This window comes from Enterococcus sp. E5-162, assembly GCF_035725965.1.
Classification (GTDB): Bacteria; Bacillota; Bacilli; order Lactobacillales; family Enterococcaceae; genus Enterococcus_B; species Enterococcus_B lactis.
In genome coordinates, this window is the sequence record NZ_JAPRFV010000002.1 from 128,885 (window position 1) to 147,673 (window position 18,789).

17 protein-coding genes are annotated in these 18,789 nt (G+C 38.4%); 14 read left to right on the forward strand and 3 right to left on the reverse strand.

The genetic code is table 11. The features are described from left to right. Positions 1-219: 219 nt before the first annotated feature. From rnc to gshAB, 5 genes are all read left to right on the forward strand, one after another. The gene (rnc, locus tag OZZ83_RS02770; protein WP_002287896.1) at positions 220-906 is read left to right on the forward strand and encodes a ribonuclease III; all 687 of its coding nucleotides are present in this window, start codon (positions 220-222) and stop codon (positions 904-906) included. A 19-nt stretch (positions 907-925) separates the two neighbouring features. Beyond that, positions 926-4,507 (forward strand): chromosome segregation protein SMC, encoded by a 3,582-nt coding sequence (gene smc / locus OZZ83_RS02775; protein WP_278023395.1) that lies wholly within the window; start codon positions 926-928, stop codon positions 4,505-4,507. Between the two features lie 8 nt (positions 4,508-4,515). Next, the gene (locus tag OZZ83_RS02780; protein WP_002313942.1) at positions 4,516-5,325 is read left to right on the forward strand and encodes a Cof-type HAD-IIB family hydrolase; all 810 of its coding nucleotides are present in this window, start codon (positions 4,516-4,518) and stop codon (positions 5,323-5,325) included. Positions 5,326-5,336: 11 nt separating this feature from the next. After that, positions 5,337-6,335: a signal recognition particle-docking protein FtsY gene (gene ftsY, locus OZZ83_RS02785; protein ID WP_002287900.1), complete on the forward strand. Its 999-nt coding sequence runs from the start codon at positions 5,337-5,339 to the stop codon at positions 6,333-6,335. A gap of 186 nt (positions 6,336-6,521) precedes the next feature. Continuing rightward, positions 6,522-8,789: a bifunctional glutamate--cysteine ligase GshA/glutathione synthetase GshB gene (gene gshAB, locus OZZ83_RS02790; RefSeq protein ID WP_252706764.1), complete on the forward strand. Its 2,268-nt coding sequence runs from the start codon at positions 6,522-6,524 to the stop codon at positions 8,787-8,789. A gap of 87 nt (positions 8,790-8,876) precedes the next feature. On the opposite strand, the gene OZZ83_RS02795 is transcribed toward gshAB, so the two are convergent. Further along, complete coding sequence (locus tag OZZ83_RS02795; RefSeq protein ID WP_002345490.1) at positions 8,877-9,329, reverse strand: YueI family protein; 453 nt, start codon at positions 9,327-9,329, stop codon at positions 8,877-8,879. 149 nt (positions 9,330-9,478) lie between these two features. Between OZZ83_RS02795 and OZZ83_RS02800 the strand changes: the two genes are divergently transcribed. The 4 genes from OZZ83_RS02800 to OZZ83_RS02815 are packed head-to-tail and all read left to right on the forward strand — an operon-like array spanning position 9,479 to position 13,109. Further along, positions 9,479-10,429, forward strand: coding sequence for an ABC transporter permease (locus OZZ83_RS02800; protein WP_002309823.1), 951 nt, complete (start codon positions 9,479-9,481; stop codon positions 10,427-10,429). Next, entirely contained in the window at positions 10,422-11,381 is a 960-nt protein-coding gene (locus OZZ83_RS02805; protein ID WP_325066006.1) for an iron chelate uptake ABC transporter family permease subunit, read from the forward strand. The genes OZZ83_RS02800 and OZZ83_RS02805 overlap by 8 nt, the downstream gene beginning before the upstream one ends. Further along, positions 11,378-12,133 carry an iron ABC transporter ATP-binding protein gene (locus tag OZZ83_RS02810; protein WP_002309821.1) on the forward strand — a complete coding sequence of 252 codons (756 nt, stop codon included), beginning with the start codon at positions 11,378-11,380 and terminating at the stop codon, positions 12,131-12,133. The genes OZZ83_RS02805 and OZZ83_RS02810 overlap by 4 nt, the downstream gene beginning before the upstream one ends. A 22-nt stretch (positions 12,134-12,155) precedes the next feature. Beyond that, a complete protein-coding gene (locus OZZ83_RS02815; protein ID WP_002309820.1) occupies positions 12,156-13,109 on the forward strand; it encodes a siderophore ABC transporter substrate-binding protein in 954 nt (317 codons plus the stop codon). 139 nt (positions 13,110-13,248) lie between these two features. On the opposite strand, the gene OZZ83_RS02820 is transcribed toward OZZ83_RS02815, so the two are convergent. Continuing rightward, on the reverse strand, positions 13,249-13,545 hold the full coding sequence (locus OZZ83_RS02820; RefSeq protein WP_002290488.1) for a hypothetical protein: 297 nt from the start codon (positions 13,543-13,545) through the stop codon (positions 13,249-13,251). 229 nt (positions 13,546-13,774) lie between these two features. Here OZZ83_RS02820 and OZZ83_RS02825 point away from each other — a divergent pair, with 229 nt between their 5' ends. The 3 genes from OZZ83_RS02825 to OZZ83_RS02835 all read left to right on the forward strand — a co-directional run bounded on the left by OZZ83_RS02825 (position 13,775) and on the right by OZZ83_RS02835 (position 15,685). Then, positions 13,775-14,356, forward strand: coding sequence for a GNAT family N-acetyltransferase (locus OZZ83_RS02825; RefSeq protein ID WP_002312367.1), 582 nt, complete (start codon positions 13,775-13,777; stop codon positions 14,354-14,356). 63 nt (positions 14,357-14,419) lie between these two features. After that, positions 14,420-14,776 (forward strand): iron-sulfur cluster biosynthesis family protein, encoded by a 357-nt coding sequence (locus OZZ83_RS02830; protein WP_002287910.1) that lies wholly within the window; start codon positions 14,420-14,422, stop codon positions 14,774-14,776. Positions 14,777-14,785: 9 nt separating this feature from the next. After that, positions 14,786-15,685 (forward strand): metallophosphoesterase, encoded by a 900-nt coding sequence (locus OZZ83_RS02835; RefSeq protein ID WP_002313946.1) that lies wholly within the window; start codon positions 14,786-14,788, stop codon positions 15,683-15,685. Positions 15,686-15,832: 147 nt separating this feature from the next. Here OZZ83_RS02835 and OZZ83_RS02840 read toward each other — a convergent pair whose 3' ends face one another. Further along, the gene (locus OZZ83_RS02840; protein WP_002329750.1) at positions 15,833-16,618 is read right to left on the reverse strand and encodes a DeoR/GlpR family DNA-binding transcription regulator; all 786 of its coding nucleotides are present in this window, start codon (positions 16,616-16,618) and stop codon (positions 15,833-15,835) included. 174 nt (positions 16,619-16,792) lie between these two features. Here OZZ83_RS02840 and OZZ83_RS02845 point away from each other — a divergent pair, with 174 nt between their 5' ends. Further along, positions 16,793-17,104 (forward strand): PTS lactose/cellobiose transporter subunit IIA, encoded by a 312-nt coding sequence (locus OZZ83_RS02845; RefSeq protein ID WP_002309816.1) that lies wholly within the window; start codon positions 16,793-16,795, stop codon positions 17,102-17,104. Positions 17,105-17,119: 15 nt separating this feature from the next. After that, on the forward strand, positions 17,120-18,781 hold the full coding sequence (locus OZZ83_RS02850; protein ID WP_104835905.1) for a PTS transporter subunit EIIC: 1,662 nt from the start codon (positions 17,120-17,122) through the stop codon (positions 18,779-18,781). Positions 18,782-18,789 lie beyond the last annotated feature (8 nt).

An 18,789-nucleotide genomic window follows, 5' to 3' on the forward strand; every position in this document is an offset into this window, starting at 1 on the left:
CTATTCCACGGTATTCGTTCAAGAAACGGCAAAATATGAGAAGCTGTCTTTTTGTTTATTTCTCTAATACTCCGAACTAAACGGCTTTTTCACAACCTCTCGTCAATCACTAGGATTATTAAAGCTTTACTTACCTTTTACCCGAACCATTTCAAATTTAACAAAAAACCAGTATAATAAGGAAGTATCGAAAAAATATCCATAAAAGGAATGTGGAAAATGGACAACCAGCTGACAAAAGAACTAAAAGAAAATTATAACATCGTTTTTCACGATCTAAATTTGCTTGAACAAGCTTTTACCCATTCATCCTATGTGAATGAGCATCGCAATCTGCAATTATCGGATAATGAACGACTTGAATTTTTGGGAGATGCCGTTTTAGAATTGATGGTTTCTCAGTATTTATTCCGTTTATATCCTCATTTGCCAGAAGGAAAATTGACAAAAACACGAGCAGCGATCGTTCGCGAAGACAGCTTATCGAAATTTGCCAAAGAATGTCACTTTGATCAATATGTTCTGTTGGGCAAGGGAGAGGAGAATTCAGGAGGACGTACGCGACCAGCATTGCTTTGCGACCTATTCGAAGCTTTTTTAGGCGCGTTATATCTTGACCAAGGATTCGACACGACCCATGCGTTCATCGAAAAAGTGATTTTTCCTAAAGTCAAAGCAGGTGCTTTTTCACATGAGATGGATCATAAAACAAAATTGCAAGAAGTCTTACAAAAATCAGGTGATGTATCGATCGAATACCGATTGATCAATGAAGAAGGTCCAGCTCATGAACGAGTATTTTGGATCGAAGTTTATGTAGATGATCAATTGATTGGCACTGGACAAGGAAAATCGAAAAAATTAGCAGAACAAGCTGCGGCGGAAAATGCATTAGCAGCACTGTAAAAGTAAGTGAGGGAAAGCTTTGTATTTGAAACGAATTGAAATAGCCGGTTTTAAATCATTTGCAGACAAGACAGTCATTGATTTTGAAAACAGCGTCACAGCAGTGGTTGGACCAAATGGCAGCGGAAAAAGCAATATTACAGAAGCTATCCGCTGGGTATTAGGAGAACAATCTGCTAAAAGTTTGCGAGGCGGAAAAATGCCGGATATCATCTTTGCCGGTTCCGATACCCGAAAGCAGCTGAATATTGCAGAAGTCACAGTGATTTTAGACAATAGTGATCATTATCTGCCATTGGAGTACAATGAGATCAGTGTAACCCGCCGTTATCGACGGACTGGGGAAAGCGAGTTTTTCATCAATAAACAAAGCTGCAGATTAAAAGATATCCAAGAATTGTTCTTAGATTCTGGATTAGGAAAAGAATCATTCTCAATCATTTCTCAAGGAAAAGTAGAAGCGATTTTCAGTAGTAAACCGGAAGACCGTCGTGGGATCTTTGAAGAAGCAGCTGGTGTGTTGAAATACAAGCAACGGAAAAAGAAAGCAGAACAAAAGCTTTTTGAAACAGAAGACAACCTCAGCCGCGTCCAAGACATCATCCATGAATTGGAAGAACAGTTAACTCCTTTGGCCGCCCAGAGTGAGGCAGCAAAGGAGTTTTTACAGCTAAAAGAAACACTGACTCAAACCGATGTTTCTTTGATGGTTGCTGAAATCAAGACAGCAAAAAAAGATTGGGACAACAAACAAGCACAGCTTGCGAAATTCAATCTAGAATTAGGTAAACTATCTGAGTCGATCCAAGAACAAGAATCCATTTTGGCGAAGCAGCGTAAAGAAAATGCGCAAGCCGACCGTCTGATCGAAAAAAATCAGCAAGTATTATTAGATCTTTCGGAAAAACTGAAGCAGACAGAAGGACAAAAAGATGTTTTGCAGGAGCGGACAAAGCATACACAAAAAAGCTCGCAAGAATATCAAACTTCATTAGCAGAAGCACAAAAAAAGGTTAAACATTTTGAAAAGCTTCAAGAAAGCTTGATGAAAGAAGCAGCAGAAAAAGAAACAGAGATCCAAAAAGCTGAAGCAAATCTCATAAAAACACAGCAAGAATTAGAAAAATACCAAAAATCAACGAAAGAATTATTGGCAGAATTAAGAGATCAATATGTTGATTTAATGCAAGAACAAGCAGCTGTAGGAAACGAACTGAAGTATCTGGAACGTCAATATGTACAAGAAACAGCAAAAAGCAAGCAGACGTTAGCCAAGCAATCGGAAGTAGAAGCATCAGTAGACCGATTGATCTTACAGAAAGAAGAATTGATACAAAAGCAGGCGCAGCTAAAATCATCTTTAACTGAAACAAAAGAGAAGTTAGAAATGATCCAACGAAACGGGAAAAAGTTCCAAGAAGCATTAGCAAAAGAACAGCCTAAAATGTATCAATTGATGAATCAAGTCCAGCAGCTGCGTGCTCGTCAGAAAAGCCTTCAAGAGATCCAAGAAAACTATTTTGGTTTTTACCAAGGCGTTCGATTGGTCTTGCAGCATAAACAGCAGCTTTCCGGTATTGTCGGAGCAGTAGCTGAACTGATCGACGTCCCTGCAGATTTCACGTTAGCCATCGAAACAGCTTTAGGTGGAGCAGCTCAACATGTTATCGTTGAAAATGAAAAAGATGCTCGGCAAGCCATCACGTATTTGAAACAGCAAAGAGGAGGAAGAGCAACATTCCTTCCGCTGACGACAATCAAACCAAGACAGTTACCAGCTCATATATTGACACAAGCGGCAGCTATAGAAGGGTTTATAGGGATTGCCAGTGAACAAGTTGCTTATCCTGATCAAATCCAAACAGTGGTTCAAAACCTGTTAGGAACGATCCTTTTAGCAAAAGACTTAACTAGTGCCAATGCGATCGCACAAACGATCCGCTATCAATACCGAGTGGTTTCCTTAGAAGGTGACGTGATGAATGCCGGAGGATCCATGACAGGTGGAGCGAACAAACGAGGAAACCAAGGCAGTTTGTTTGTACAAAACCAAGAATTGAAACAGTTGACTAGTGAATTCGAAGAAGCAGATAAACAACTTCAAGTGCAAGAAAAGAAAGTTCAGGAGCTGCAACAAGAAACAGCTCGTTTAGCCGAAGAACAAGAAGTTTTGCGTACACGAGGCGAACAATTACGTTTTGAAGAACAAGAAGCGACAAATCAGCTGCAAAACATCATAAACGAACTTGAACGTTTTGAAAAAGAAAAGCAAATCTCAACTTTTGAGACACGTGAGCTACAGCAGTTTATCGAAGATTACGAAAAACAAACGAACGAGTTGAAAGACAAACAAACAGATCTTGAAACGCAACGTCAACAAATCGACGAAGAAATCAAATCTTTAAGTCAAGAAAGTGACCAGATGGAAGCCAGAAGAGCACAAGTGCAAAGTCAAAAAGCACAAGAACAAGCAGATCTTGCTGTCTTGAAAGAGCAGTTTAATCATCTGCAGATCCAGCTCCGCGGTGCCCGAGTCCAAAAAGCAGAGGCAATCGAACGCCAAGAAGCGATAGAAAAACAGTTGGCGACATTGACAGCAGACTTTTCTGATCATGAAGTCACAGAAGAAAGTTTGGAAAAACAAATTAACGAATTATCTGCTCAGCGAGAAACATTAAAAGCCGAGTTGGCAAAAGCCAAAGAGCAGCGAGATAGAAGGCAAAGGGAGATCGATGAGCTTGAAGCAGTCTTGGCAGAGCGTAATCGTGAGCAAAAAGCACGACTGTCGGAACAATCCAAATTAGAAGTCCAAAAAGACCGAGCTGAAATGATTTTAGATAATCATTTGACCTATCTGCAGTCAGAATATCAGCTGACATTTGAGAAAGCTTCCCACGACTATCAAGAAACAACCAATATTGAAGACAGCAGAATAAAGGTTGCCTCCTTAAAAGAACAAATTGAAAAACTGGGGCCAGTAAACTTAAATTCAATCGAACAATACGAACAAGTCAGTGAAAGACATACCTTCTTAGCGACACAGCGAGATGATCTGTTAGCAGCGAAAAAACAGTTGTTTGAAACGATGGATGAGATGGATGATGAAGTGCGGACAAGATTCAAAGAAGTATTTGAAGCTATCCGTCAAGAATTCAAAATTGTCTTTCCCAATATGTTTGGCGGCGGTAAAGCTGAATTAGTACTGACAGAACCAACTGATCTGCTGAAAACAGGTATTGAGATTGAAGTACAACCTCCTGGCAAGAAACTGCAAAGTTTAAGTTTGCTTTCCGGAGGAGAACGAGCACTTACAGCCATTGCGCTGCTCTTTTCTATTATCCGTGTCTGTCCTGTTCCGTTTTGTATCTTAGATGAGGTAGAAGCAGCGTTAGATGAAGCAAATGTAAAACGTTTTGGTCGTTACTTAAGCGACTTCCAAGATGACACACAATTTATCGTAGTCACACACCGCAAAGGAACGATGGTCGCAGCAGATGTACTGTACGGAGTGACGATGCAAGAATCCGGTGTATCAAAAATCGTTTCTGTACGGATGGAAGATATCAATGAAGAGGCGAAAATCAACGAAACGAAAGTGTAGGAACGAAAATGATCAAATTAGTAGCAATCGATTTGGATGGTACATTATTAAATGAACAAAAGCTGATTTCAGATGAGAATAAACAAGCATTAGCACAAGCAAAACAGCAAGGGGTCAAGATCGTTCTATGTACAGGACGCCCCTTAGCGGCGATGGCGCATTATCTGCAAGAATTAGGGCTGGTAGATGAGGGTGATTACAGCATCACTTTCAACGGCGGTTTAGTACAAAAAAACGATACTGGTGAAATCATGGAAAAGAAAGTGATGGAAGTATCAGATATCCAACGCTTATACAAATTGGCTCAGCAATTGGATCTGCCACTAGATGTTTTGTCTGACAATGTGGTTTTACAGCTGCCTAGTGCCCCAAGAAAGCAATCCTTGTACAATGTGTTGAATAAGCTGCTGCAATTCCAACCAGCGGATATAAGCGATATTACAGATGAATTTGTGCTTAATAAGGCAGTAATCGCTTATGACCAAGAAGAATTAGATCCTAAAATCAAAGAAATACCAGTAGAATTCCATGAAATGTATGAGATCATCAAAACGAGAAGTATGCTTTTGGAATTTATGCCAAAAGGTGTCACAAAAGCTTATGGTATTTCTTTATTGGCAAAAGATCTTGGTTTGAAACAAGAAGAAATCATGGCAATCGGTGATGAAGAAAATGATTTACCGATGATCCAATACGCTGGTCTAGGCGTAGCGATGGAGAATGCTGTGCCTTTCGTCAAAGAAGCAGCAGATTTTGTGACAGTCAGCAATGAAGAAAATGGCGTAGCCAAAGTGATCCAAAAATTTGTATTAGATTAGGGGGGAGTCAAATGGGATTTTTTGATAAAATCAAGCGTGCTTTTACTGGCGAAGAGAAAACGGAAGAAGTTGAAGTACAGGAGAAGTATGACAAGGGTTTAGAAAAGACGCGTAAAACATTTGGTGAACGGATGAATGAGCTGTTTGCCAATTTTCGAACAGTCGATGAAGACTTTTTTGAAGAATTAGAAGAAACACTTATCGGGGCAGATGTAGGTTTTGAAACAGCGATACGAATCACCGAAGCGTTACGTCAAGAAGTGAAACTCAGAAATGCGAAAAAATCGGCAGAAGTTCAAAATGCGATCATCGAGAAACTTGTGGATCTCTATGAAGCGGAAGGAATCAATGAAGTAAATGAACTAAATATCCAAGAAGACGGACTAACAGTTATTTTGTTTGTCGGCGTCAATGGTGTAGGGAAAACAACAAGTATTGGTAAACTTGCTCATCAGTTCAAAAACGAAGGTAAAAAAGTATTGATGGCAGCAGCAGATACCTTCCGTGCTGGAGCAATCGACCAATTAGTTGTCTGGGGCGAACGCGCTGGTGTTGAAGTTGTTCGTGGCAATGCAGGCGGCGATCCAGCAGCTGTCGTATTCGATGCTTTGGAAAGAGCAAAGACAGAGCAGGCAGATGTTTTATTAGTTGATACTGCAGGCCGACTGCAAAATAAAGTGAACTTGATGAACGAATTAGAAAAAATAAAACGAGTAATCCAGCGGGAATTACCAGAAGCACCCCAAGAAACACTACTTGTATTAGATGCAACAACTGGTCAAAACGCGATGGTTCAAGCAAAACAATTCAAAGAAACAACAGATGTGACCGGTCTTGTTTTGACAAAATTAGATGGTACAGCAAAGGGCGGTATCGTACTTGCTATCCGTAATGAACTGCATTTACCAGTGAAATTGGTCGGGTTGGGTGAAGGCATCGATGACTTGGAGCCGTTTGATCCAAACGATTTTGTCGTTGGATTATTCAAAGGATTACTAAAAGAAGAATAACCCATGTCTAAAAAGCAGGAGCTGTAACAAAAGTTGCAGCTCCTTGTTTGAATGATTGTTTTTAACATAGCTGTGTTTTTGATGCCTTCATTTTTATACTTATTTGTAAGCGGTTCTCAAACAATTTCGTTCTTTTTCTTAGACTTTTTGATTATAATTAGATTCATATGAATTGGAGGTCACTTAATGATGAATTTTAAGCAATTATTATTGCATGTCAATGCGCGCCCTTTTATCGACCAAGCTCGATTTGGTATAGAACGGGAAGGACAGCGGGTTGATCTTGCAGGAAATCTAGCAAAAACCGATCATCCAGCAATCTTTGGCGATCGATCCTATCACCCCTATATCCAAACAGATTTTAGCGAAACACAAACAGAAATGATCACCCCTGTTACCGATTCTATTCCCGAATTATTTCAGTATCTGGCTGCTGTTTATGATGTGACTGCTCGTTCTATACCGAAAGAAGAGATGATCTGGCCATTAAGTATGCCACCTGCCTTACCGGAAAAAGACGAAGAAATCATTATTGCAAAATTAAAAAATTTCGAAGATGTTTTGTATCGACGTTACTTAGCAAAAGAATACGGGAAGCGAAAACAAATGGTGAGCGGTATCCATTTCAATTTTGAATTTGGCGATGAGTTGCTAAGAACATTGTTCAGCCATCAGGAAGAATTTCAAGATTTTTCTGAATTCAAAACAGAACTTTATTTGAAAACAGCGAGAAACTTTATGCGCTATCGCTGGATGATCACTTATTTATTCGGTGCTTCACCGATGAGTGAGAAGAACTATTTTATAAATGAATCACATCCGCAAGAACCTGTTCGCAGTATTCGCAACAGTGCGCTGGGGTATACGAATCATCCAAATGTGAAAGTTTCCTATGCTTCTATGAAACAGTATTTAGCAGATATTGAGCGAATGATCGAAGAAGGGAAACTTTCAGAGGAGAAAGAATTTTATACACCGCTTCGTTTCCGAGGTGGAAAGAAAGTCGCAGATTTAGCAACAACAGGCGTTCGTTATATTGAATTGCGGAATATCGATCTGAATCCTTATGCAAGGCTGGGAATCAATCCAGAACAAGTTCGTTTCTTACAATTATTCCTGATGTATATGCTATGGACAGAAGAAAAAGAAGACAGTGACCAATGGGTGGCAGAAGGTACGACTCGAAATAACAAAGTAGCACTAGAACAACCATCAGATCAAACAGAATTTCATCAAGAAGGTAGAGAAATTCTTGAAGGGATGAAGCAAATGCTGGTTGAATTGGATTGGTTGGATTCTCTTTATTTAGTAGAGGAAGCATTGACTCAAATGGATTATCCTGAACAAACGTTAGCAGCGAAACTCTATCAAGAAGCACAGCTATCGAGTCAGCAAGAAGTTGCTGTGGCATTGGGGCATCAATATTATAAAGAAAGTCATGAACGTCCCTATCAGTTGGCCGGTTTTCGCGAAATGGAACTTTCTACTCAGATATTTATGTTCGATGCCATCCAAAAAGGCGTCCAAGTCAAAGTATTAGATGAGTCGGATCAATTTTTGCGTCTGCAATTCCAAGACCATGTAGAATATGTGAAAAATGCAAACATGACAAGTAAGGACAGCTATATCGTTCCACTTATCATGGAAAACAAAACAGTAACGAAAAAAGTTTTAAAAGAAGCTGGGTTCCGAGTACCAGGAGGCGCAGAATTTTCATCCATGGAAGAAGCCGTAAAAGCTTATCCAAGATTTGCCGATCAGGCATTTGTGATCAAACCTAAGTCCACAAATTACGGATTAGGTATCACGATTTTCAAGGAAGGGGCTGATCTGGAGGATTATCAAGCAGGATTGGCGATTGCTTTTCGTGAAGACAGCTCGGTTTTAGTAGAAGATTTTATGCCGGGAACGGAATATCGTTTCTTTGTAATCGGTGGAGAAGTCCAAGCCATCATGTTGCGAGTCCCTGCTAATGTTATTGGTGACGGTATCCGAACAGTGAAAGAACTTGTTGAAGAAAAAAATAGTGACCCTTTGCGTGGAACGAATCATCGTGCACCGTTGGAATTGATCCAATTAGGCGAATTAGAACAATTGATGTTGAAAGAACAAGGGTTAACGATCGAATCAGTTCCCCAAGCCAATCAAATTGTTTATCTAAGGGAGAACTCAAATATCAGTACGGGCGGTGATTCGATCGATATGACTGATGAATTTTCTGAAGCTTACAAAAAAATCGCCGTTTCTGCGGTAGAAGCACTAGGAGCTAAAATCAGTGGTATTGATTTGATCATACCAGATAAAGAAATCGATCCTACAACCGATAAAAAAGCATACGGGATCATCGAAGCAAATTTCAATCCAGCGATGCATATGCATGTTTATCCTTTTGCAGGAAAAGGCAGAAGATTGACGATGAATGTATTGAAATTGTTATATCCTGAAATATTTTAAACGAAAAAGCTTTTGACAGATTGTCCTATTTGATGTCAATCTGTTCAAAAGCTTTTTTGCATGTAAAAATTTATGTGTTTTTTCGTTTTAAAATAAACGATCCCAGAAGCTTTTTTTCTTTTTTGGTTTTTCTTTTTCAGATGGCGAAGAGTTTTCTTCTGGGTATTTTTTTTCGATATCGATCACAGGTTCATTTACTGCTTCTTTTGCTGTTAAGAGCAATCCGAATTCCTCAGGATTTGCAGTGACGTAATCGTTGACTACAGTAAATCGGCTATTGTTTTTCGTTGCTATCTGGATATATTGGTTTTGGACAGAAAGGGGTAGAGCCCCATTCAAGAGTATGGAAGCATCTGGATGTTTTTTGAGTTCTTTTAAAAAGTTTTCTTTGTTTTTCGGTTGGATCATTTCAGCAACAGTCATACTAAGATAGCAACGTTCCCTGAATGTCCCTAAATATTTATGCTGTTCTTCAGGGTTCACTAAAGGTGTACCATAAAGTCCCTTATCCAAATGGCTTTTTACATCATCTTGTGCCATAAAAAATACCCTCCTTCTTCTCTTTGTCTTTCTTACGATTATAGCATATTCCCAATAATACCTAAAACATATGAAAAAGCGGTTGCTTTTGTTCAACGATTCACTTAAAATAAGAATGAAAATCATTCTCAATTAGAAAGGTGGATTGGATGCGCTACGGACGACTAGTAGCATTATTAGTTATTTTAAGTAGTATTTCATTGTTCATTGGAGTATCAAATGTACAATTGTCAGAATTGCTCCAGTTAAATGGGCAAAGTTTACAAATTTTGCTAGCGACTCGTTTGCCGCGAACGATTTGTTTGATCCTTGTGGGAGCGACTAGTAGTATTTGTGGGTTGATTATGCAACATTTGACCCAAAATAAATTTGTTTCACCAACGACTGCGGGCACGATGGATAGTGCGCGTTTAGGTATTTTAGTGGCCATGATTTTCCTACCTGGTGCATCCTTGATCGTCCGATCCTTGACTGCATTTTGCTTTGCTTTTGCAGGAACATTGCTTTTTTTATCCCTTACGCGATTGTTCCCCCAGAAAAATCAATTGATGCTTCCGTTGATTGGGGTCATGTTAGGGAATATCATTGGTTCAGTTGCTACTTTTTTTGCTTATCAATTCCAGTTGGTACAAAATATGACTTCGTGGCTTCAAGGGAATTTTGCGACTGTGATACGAGGAAATTATGAGTTACTGTATGCTGTTGTTCCATTGCTGCTCTTGGTTTGGCTATTTGCTTACCAATTTACGATTATTGGTCTGGGCGAATCGTTTGCAGTAAATTTGGGAATAGATTACCAGAAGATGCAGTTTTTAGGCATTGGCTTGGTTTCATTGGCTAGTGCAGTCATGTTGATCATGGTGGGAAGCATTCCTTTTATCGGAGTGATTATTCCGAATCTTGTCTCTAGAATATATGGAGATCAAGTGCACAAAACCATTGGCGTAACTGCTTTAGCAGGTAGTTTGTTCTTAGTATTTTGCGATCTTGTCGCTCGTGTGTTGATTTTTCCTTATGAAATACCAGTCAGTGTGATCGTTGGAATCATCGGTGGGGCTATCTTCCTTTGTCTTCTGATAAGGGGGCGACGATATGCTTAAAAAAAAGCCGTCTATTTTTATTGGTATGCTTGTTCTTGTTCTATTTGTTACAGGAGTGTACTTGATGATCCATACATATGGAAACTGGCATTTTTCGTGGGTATTGAGGAGCAAGAAAATTTTTGCATTTATCCTTGTCTCGCTAGCTGTCAGCAGTGCTACGATCAGCTTTCAGACAATTACGCATAACCAGTTTTTGACTCCTTCCGTATTGGGACTTGAGTCGTTATACGTCCTTGTCCAAACGGTCCTTTTCTTCTTTATCGGAGGAGTGACGATGCTTCAGCAGACAGGTACAGGTTTTTTCTTATTGAACGTTGGGCTGATGGTCGGGTTGAGTCTGTTGTTATTTTTCTTTCTTTTGAAAAAAATGAAAGCAAATCTTTTTTTGTTACTGATGTCAGGGATGATTTTAGGCACGCTTTTTGGTAGTGTCAGTACCTTTTTACAAGTCATCATGGATCCAAATGAATATGATTTGCTTCAAGGGAGATTATTTGCAAGTTTTGGCAATATCCAAAGCCAGTATCTTTTGCCTGCTTCTTTGATCATTATCGGCTGCTGGTTCCTGTTATTTCGATATCGACATGTGCTAGACGTTTTCCATCTTGGGAATGAACAAGCTGTAAACCTTGGGATAGACACAGATCGATTTGAATTTTTTATTTTATGTTGTGTCAGTCTTTTGACAGGAACAGCAACGGCTCTTGTAGGTCCAGTTACTTTTTTAGGGTTTATTGTCGCAAATGTCAGTTACCGTATATTTTCTACTTATCGTCATGGTCTGCTATTTATCGGAAGCTTTCTAATAGCTATGCTGTTTCTGACAGGCGGACAGCTCGCAGTAGAGCAGATTTTCGGCTGGAATACAACAGTGAGTGTCGTTGTTGAATTTGTCGGAGGAATTTATTTTGTCACAAAATTGATTCGCGAAAGGAAGAGTATCCTATGATCGATTTACAAAAGGTCAATAAACTGTACCATGGAAAATCAGTGGTCAAAGATGTACAGTTAACGATTCCTGAAAAGAAGTTGACTGCTTTTATCGGTCCAAATGGTGCTGGAAAGTCAACAGTGTTGTCGATGATCAGTCGTTTGATACCAAAAGATACAGGTGAAATCTATTTAGACCATAACGAAGTAAAGGCTTGGAGATCCAATGAATTAGCCAAAAAATTGTCGATCCTGCGACAATCGAATGAAATAAATGTCCAAATCACCGTGAAAGAATTAGTAGAATTTGGACGATTTCCTTATACGAAAGGAAAATTGACGACAAAAGATCAGAAAATCGTTCAGGAATCACTGGAACACCTCGGGCTAGAAGAAATAGCAGATCAATCGATTGACACTCTTTCAGGAGGTCAACTCCAACGTGCGTATATTGCAATGGTGCTAGCGCAAGACACGGATTATATTTTACTGGATGAACCTTTGAACAATCTAGATATGAATTTTGCGGTTCAAATCATGCAGATTTTAAAAAATTTAGTACAAAAAATCGGAAAAACGATTGTTATTGTTCTTCATGATATCAACTTTGCTGCAAGTTATGCAGACGAAATTATTGCAATGAAAGATGGGAAGTTATTCACGCAAGGAACGACCCAAGAAATGATAAAAAAAGATGTATTGGATGAATTGTACGAAATGGACATACGGATTTGTGAGATTGAAGGCCGCAGATTCTGTCTTTATTTCTAAAACTAACATTAGGAGAGAAGAGATGAAAAAATTAGTAGTAGGTATCTTGATTCTAGCATCATTTGGTTTAGCAGCATGTGGAAATAGTAACAACACCAGTCAGGCAGACACAAAGAAAAGCAGTACGCAAGCTGAAACGGCATTAACGATAAAAGACAGTAATGGTGATCAAATCGAGGTGCCAAAGAATTCTGAAAAAGTCGTCGTATTCGATAATGGTTCTTTAGATACGATGGATGCTCTTGGTGTTGGAGATAAGGTAGTTGGAGCAGCTACGAGCAGCCTTCCTGAGTATCTTTCCTCCTATAAAAAAGTGGAATCAGCAGGTGGGATCAAAGAACCAGACTTAGAAAAAATCAATCAACTTCAGCCAGATCTGATCATCATTTCTGGTCGGCAAAGAGATTTTCAAAAAGATCTAAGTCAAATCGCTCCGACCATTTTCCTTTCTTTAGATGCGAAAAAGCCATGGGAATCTTTCCAGCAAAATGTCACTACTTTAGGGGAGATCTTTGGCAAGCAAGAAGAAGCCAAAACTCAATTAGAGGAATTATCCAATGCAATCGATCAGACGAAAAAGAAAGCAGAAGCGTCTGACAAAAAAGCACTAGTCACACTTGTGAATGAAGGGCAATTATCAGCCTATGGATCAGGTTCTAGATTTGGTTTCATCCATGATTTATTTGGCTTTGAACAAGCGGATGATCAAATCGAAGCATCCACTCACGGTCAAAGTGTTTCTTATGAATATGTGCTAGAAAAAAATCCGGATATCTTATTTGTGGTAGACCGAACAAAAGCTATCGGTGGAGACGATAGCAAAGATGATATTTCTGCCAATGAACTGGTAGCACAAACGAATGCTGGTAAAAATCAGCAGATCATCTCCCTTGAACCAGATGTCTGGTATTTAAGTGGGGGCGGTTTAGAATCAATGAAACTGATGATTGAAGATGTGGATCAAGCATTTAAGTAGAATCAATAATAATCGAAAAAATTGAACCGACCTCTAAAAGTTAGATTTTCCAGCTAATTTTTAGAGGTCGATTTTTATGTGTTTGGGCAATCTTTTTTCTTTAATACTAAGGTCAGAGCGCTGATTTCATAACCTCTATTCACGCATGTGTCTCAGCAAGCGGTTGATAGTTGATGATCTGCATTTTTCGATAAAAATCGGCGGGAAGCTTACTCCAACGTTTTAATAATTGATAGAAATAACTTTCTTCTGCTTTGATCTTATACTCGCTTAATATCAATCCAAAACTATTCGTTTGTTTTGCAGCTAATTTTTTATAGATATCCAATGCTTTTGTTTTATCTTCATTGACAAAAAGTGTTTTTACTTCAATATAAGAACCCTCGATGTTTTGTGTTTCTTCGATAAAATAGATACTTTTTATATATTCTTTCATAGTGATTCCTCCAAAGAAGTCTTTTTATTTGATAAGTTTACTTTACCGAAGAGTTGTTAATAATCCGTGAACAAAAAGTTATTCTTTTTCCAATAGTTATTAAGGGATGTTTATTTTTTAGAATATATTTTGTTATTTAAGGAATGGATAAGGTTGGACAAATAACAGGTTGCTTTTTGGGGCCTGCTTCGCTATAGTAGAGAAAAAATAACGAAAGAAGCGGATTTAGATGGGAGAAGAAATTAAAACAGACCTTGTACTGGCAGAAAATCAATGGATAGAAACAGAACGACTTATTTTACGACCCGTCACTTTAGCAGATACAGAGGATGTATATGAATATGCAAGTGATGAGGTAACGACACGGTTCCTCTTTCCCGCAAACCAATCATTAGCTGAAACAAGAGCAAATATTGCTACATCCTTTATAAAGGACCCTTTAGGAAAATATGGTATAGAACTAAAAAAATCAGGTAAACTGATCGGAACGACAGATATCCGTGTGAATGACCATAATGGGACTGCCGAAATTGGTTATGCGCTAAATTCTGCCTATTGGGGTAATGGCTATATGCCTGAAGCTACCGCTGCTTTGCTGAAACTAGGTTTCGAACAATTAGATCTTGTAAGGATCTTTGCTACCCATGACGTGAGAAATTCCAATTCGGGACGGGTAATGGAGAAGTTACATATGAAAAAAGAAGGATTGATCTCAGATGCTGAGCGAAGAAATGGTGAAGTGGTTTCTTTAGTGATAAGAGGAATCACAAGGTCCGAATGGTTGGCTCTCCAACAAACAGAAAACAGCTAAAACCAGACAAATTAGTTGCATCTGATGAATAAAGTGATTATTCTATGACGTGAGGTGATACAGATGAAATTAGAAGTGACAAAAGAAGCACAAGAAGTATTGAAAAATAAATTAGAAGCAGATGATCAACTGTTATTAGATATCGAAAACGGCGACGGTCCATTTGCAGAAAGCCAAGTCAGTTGCCAATTAGACACGGCATTTCGATTGATCATTGTCAAAAAAGATACACAAACAGATCTAAGTCTTTATTCTGTAGTGGCTGATACACCAGTTGGACCAATCAAAATCAAAGACAGTGCAATACTTTACATGGATGATCCATCAACACTTGCTTTAGAACCAACTTATAATAGTTTACAATTAAAAGGACCCAGCGGCTTGAGAAAAGGCAACTTGCAAGTTGTTCGAAAAGACTAGAGGGATAAAATGGGAAAATTGGCGATCATCAGCGACTTACATGTGGACATCAATAAATTCGGCGAATCAGAGCTGAGGCAGCTTTGGCAAGTTTTGCAAAAGCACAAGATCACTCGGCTTCATCTAGCCGGAGATACGGCCAATAAAGTAGATCGTTGCCTAGCTGTTGTCGAATTTTTCGTCAATAAAGGATTATCTACGACCTTTCATTTCGGCAATCACGAGTTGGCAGATGTGCCCAATGAACAGATGATGGACCATTTTCCAGACCCACATTTTTTAAATGAACGGTATATTGCTTTAAATGAGCAGACCGTTCTTTTAGGGATGAATGGCTGGTACGACTATCAGTTTTCTGAATTGAAAGATTACGATGCAATCGTACGAATGAAACGTTTGTATTGGTATGATCGATTCATCCAGCGTGGGAAAACAGATCTCGAGGTCAATGCAGAAATGCTTGCAGCTGCAAAAAATTTGCTAGACCAGTTGGAAGCAAAAAAACTTGAGGTTATTCTATCCACTCATTTCGTTCCTAAACGAGCATTTATCGTGTATCAATCTGCTCCTTATGAGCGTTGGAACAAATTAAATGCGTTTTTAGGATCAGAATCATTCGGAAAATTACTAGACCATTACTCAAATATCAAACAAGTAGTTTTTGGTCATACGCATCGGCGGTTCGAAGATCAGTTGATCCATGGAGCAATTTATAGTTGTCGACCATTCGGTTATTATTATGAATGGCAACTGACTCGTGATTTTGTTTTGAAAGAACAGTTGTTAGACAGCTATGATCCTATGAAATTACGTGTACTCTTGCGTGCCCATCACCCAGCTTTTCATGCCTATCAAACACAACATTTGCAAGAAGAATTTGAACAAGCGATGACGATCATTTCGTATTGAAAGAAACAGTTACACCTGTGTATGATTGATCGATAAACCATTCTAGAAAAACAAAAAAACTTGGTACACGAATGTTGTACCAAGTTTTTTTGTTTTTCTATATCTATGGCATCATGAGAGAAAGCAATAGTGGAAAACTCATTCTATTCAAGATAAATCAAGTCGTACCTTAGAAGATAATATAGGGATCTTCTTTCCAAATATTTCTTGATCTTCCGCAGTAATCATTGAGTCAGTGATTAGGTAGTCAGCGTCTTTTAAAGAATAAAAACTGTAAAAATCTTTTTTATTTATTTTGTGGTGATCAGCAACAATAAATCTCTGTTCAGCAATATTCAACGCACATTTTTGAGTTAATCCTTCGTCTTCATTTGAAGTATAGATAGCAGATGTATCTAATCCATTTACTCCGATAAAGCTTTTCATCACATGGATTCCTGAAATAAAATCATTTGCAATCGTCCCCACAAATGCACCAGTTTTACTCCGATAAGAACCGCCAATCAAAATCAATTCAAATCTTGAATCATGTTTGAATTTGTCGAATACATGTATGGAATTCGTGATAATCTTGGCATGGTTCACGGTTAAAAACTCATAGACCAGTTCGATGGTTGTACCTGCACCCAAAAAAACAGTCTCGTCTTCGAATATATTCTCAGCAATGATCTTTGCAATCTCCAATTTTTCATTGAGATGGATATGTTGTTTTTCTCGATGGCTTAGCTCAGTAAGTATATCGTTCTTATTGTCTTCAATAATTCTTGCACCGCCATGTACACGAATGATCAGTCCTTTATCTTCTAATTCTTGAAAGTCTCTGCGAACAGTCATGTCAGTTATTTTAAGTTCATTGACGATGTCTCTTACTTTTAAGAATTTATATTGGCTCAATAAATCCATCAAATACTTTTGACGTTCTTCTTTTATCATTTTTTTCTTGCCCCTCGTTCAAGTCCTTCTTTTATGTCCGAATTAAACATATTATATTTTGAAAATAAAGTCAATTTTAAACAGTAAATCTGCTATTGACAGGAATGGATTCTTCTTTTATGATATGTTTGGAAGAAACAAAAACAAACAAAAATAAACAAAAAGGAGAAGTCGATGAATAAAGAAGAAGCAGCAATGATTGGATTTGAAGTAGTTGCATTTGCAGGAGAAGCACGATCCAAATTAATGGAAGCGCTTGAAGAAGCGGAAAAGAAAAATTTTGAGCAAGCAGAGCGGCTAGTAGAAGAAGCTCATACCAGTTTGATGCAGGCACATAAATCTCAAACACAAATGTTAGCAGCTGAAGCAAACGGTGAATCAGTCGAAATCGGTTTTATCATGGTCCATGCACAAGATCACTTAATGACGACGATGTTATTGAAAGATACGATCAGACATTTATTCAATATCTACAAAAAAGCGTAAGGGGGCAGAAGCAGTATGAAACAGCTGATACAAACAATCGAAAAGATGAAACCTCATTTTGAAAAGATTTCGAATAATCCTTACTTGAGAGCGATTAGAGATGGCTTTATCAGCCTTATACCAGTGATTCTTTTTTCAAGTTTCTTTTTGTTAGCTGCTTATGTTCCAAATGCTTTCGGTTTCCATTGGGATACATCAATCGAAACGATTCTAATGAAGGCTTACAACGGATCAATGGGTATTCTAGGTTTGCTTATGGCAGTTACTGTGACAAAAAGTTTGACGGAGACTTTTAATAATAAACTACCTAAAACCAATCAAATCAATCCTACTTCAACGATAATCGCAGCATTTATTGGATTTGTGATTATTGGCGTGGATGCGATTGAAGGCGGTTTCTCTTCTGATTTTATGGGAACAAAAGGATTGTTGACAGCTTTTGTAGTCGGATTTATTGTCCCAAACGTCTATCGTTTCTGTGTCAAAAACAATATCACTGTAAAAATGCCTGAAGAAGTTCCAGGGAATATTTCGCAGACATTCAAAGATCTTATCCCAATCACGTTAGCAACTGTCTTTTTTTGGTTATTCGACTTAGGGTTCAGGCATTTAGCAGGAACAGGATTCTCAGAAAAGATTATTGAATTGTTCCAGCCAATTTTTAGTGCTGCAGATGGATATTTAGGACTGGCATTGATTTTTGGGGCAATGGCTTTTTTCTGGTTTGTCGGTATCCACGGACCTTCTATCGTAGAACCTGCAGTTGCGGCAATCTATATTACAAATGTTGAAGCGAATCTTCAGCTCTATCAAAGTGGTGAACATGCACCACGGATTCTTTCTCAAGGGATCCAATATTTTGTCGCTACTTTAGGTGGTACAGGGGCTACGCTTATCCTAACATTCATGTTTGCTTTTTTGGCAAAGTCGAAGCAAATGAAAACGATTGGTCGTGCTTCTGCTATCCCTGTGTTATTTGGTGTGAATGAACCGATCCTGTTTGGTGCACCAGTTGTTTTGAACCCGATTTTCTTTATTCCTTTTGTGACTGCGCCAATCTTAAATGTGTGGATTTTTAAGTTTTTCGTTGATACTTTAGGGATGGATGGATTTATTTATAATTTGCCATGGACAACGCCTGGACCAATTGGTTTGATTTTAGGAACAGGATTTGCTGGATTAGCAGTTTTATTAGTCATACTATTACTGATCGTTGATTTTTTAATATATTTTCCATTTTTCAAAGCATATGACAATGAATTAGTGGCAAAAGAAACCCTTGAGGAAGTAAAGGCTGAACCGATTTTTACAGAAGAACCTCCTATAGCTGAACAAGTGACTACAGGGTTAATGGAAGAAGGTGGTCAAAAAAATGTATTGGTTCTATGTGCAAATGGTGCAACAAGTTCTATGTTGGCTAATGCAATCAAAAAAGGTGCTAAAGCTCGAGCTATCGATATTGAATCTACAGCAATGGCTTATGGGCAACACAAAGATTTAATCAATGAATTTGATTTGATCGTTTTAGCTCCACAAATGGCTTCAATGTTTAAAGAATTGGAAGAAGATGTAAAAAATTACAAAACAAAAGCTGTTTCTACTAGTGGAGCGGAGTATGTGGCTTTAGCGAAAGCGCCGAATCAAGCAGTAGATTTTGTTTTTAAGAATTTAATTTAAGGAGGTAA

Coding starts and splice junctions, on each gene's coding strand:
- OZZ83_RS02815 (WP_002309820.1), top strand. CDS start 12,156: ATGAAAAAATTAGTAGTAGGTATCTTGATTCTAGCATCATTTGGTTTA.
- gshAB (WP_252706764.1), top strand. CDS start 6,522: ATGATGAATTTTAAGCAATTATTATTGCATGTCAATGCGCGCCCTTTT.
- OZZ83_RS02805 (WP_325066006.1), top strand. CDS start 10,422: ATGCTTAAAAAAAAGCCGTCTATTTTTATTGGTATGCTTGTTCTTGTT.
- OZZ83_RS02780 (WP_002313942.1), top strand. CDS start 4,516: ATGATCAAATTAGTAGCAATCGATTTGGATGGTACATTATTAAATGAA.
- OZZ83_RS02835 (WP_002313946.1), top strand. CDS start 14,786: ATGGGAAAATTGGCGATCATCAGCGACTTACATGTGGACATCAATAAA.
- OZZ83_RS02845 (WP_002309816.1), top strand. CDS start 16,793: ATGAATAAAGAAGAAGCAGCAATGATTGGATTTGAAGTAGTTGCATTT.
- OZZ83_RS02810 (WP_002309821.1), top strand. CDS start 11,378: ATGATCGATTTACAAAAGGTCAATAAACTGTACCATGGAAAATCAGTG.
- rnc (WP_002287896.1), top strand. CDS start 220: ATGGACAACCAGCTGACAAAAGAACTAAAAGAAAATTATAACATCGTT.
- OZZ83_RS02830 (WP_002287910.1), top strand. CDS start 14,420: ATGAAATTAGAAGTGACAAAAGAAGCACAAGAAGTATTGAAAAATAAA.
- OZZ83_RS02840 (WP_002329750.1), bottom strand. CDS start 16,618: ATGATAAAAGAAGAACGTCAAAAGTATTTGATGGATTTATTGAGCCAA.
- ftsY (WP_002287900.1), top strand. CDS start 5,337: ATGGGATTTTTTGATAAAATCAAGCGTGCTTTTACTGGCGAAGAGAAA.
- OZZ83_RS02800 (WP_002309823.1), top strand. CDS start 9,479: ATGCGCTACGGACGACTAGTAGCATTATTAGTTATTTTAAGTAGTATT.
- OZZ83_RS02825 (WP_002312367.1), top strand. CDS start 13,775: ATGGGAGAAGAAATTAAAACAGACCTTGTACTGGCAGAAAATCAATGG.
- OZZ83_RS02850 (WP_104835905.1), top strand. CDS start 17,120: ATGAAACAGCTGATACAAACAATCGAAAAGATGAAACCTCATTTTGAA.
- OZZ83_RS02820 (WP_002290488.1), bottom strand. CDS start 13,545: ATGAAAGAATATATAAAAAGTATCTATTTTATCGAAGAAACACAAAAC.
- OZZ83_RS02795 (WP_002345490.1), bottom strand. CDS start 9,329: ATGGCACAAGATGATGTAAAAAGCCATTTGGATAAGGGACTTTATGGT.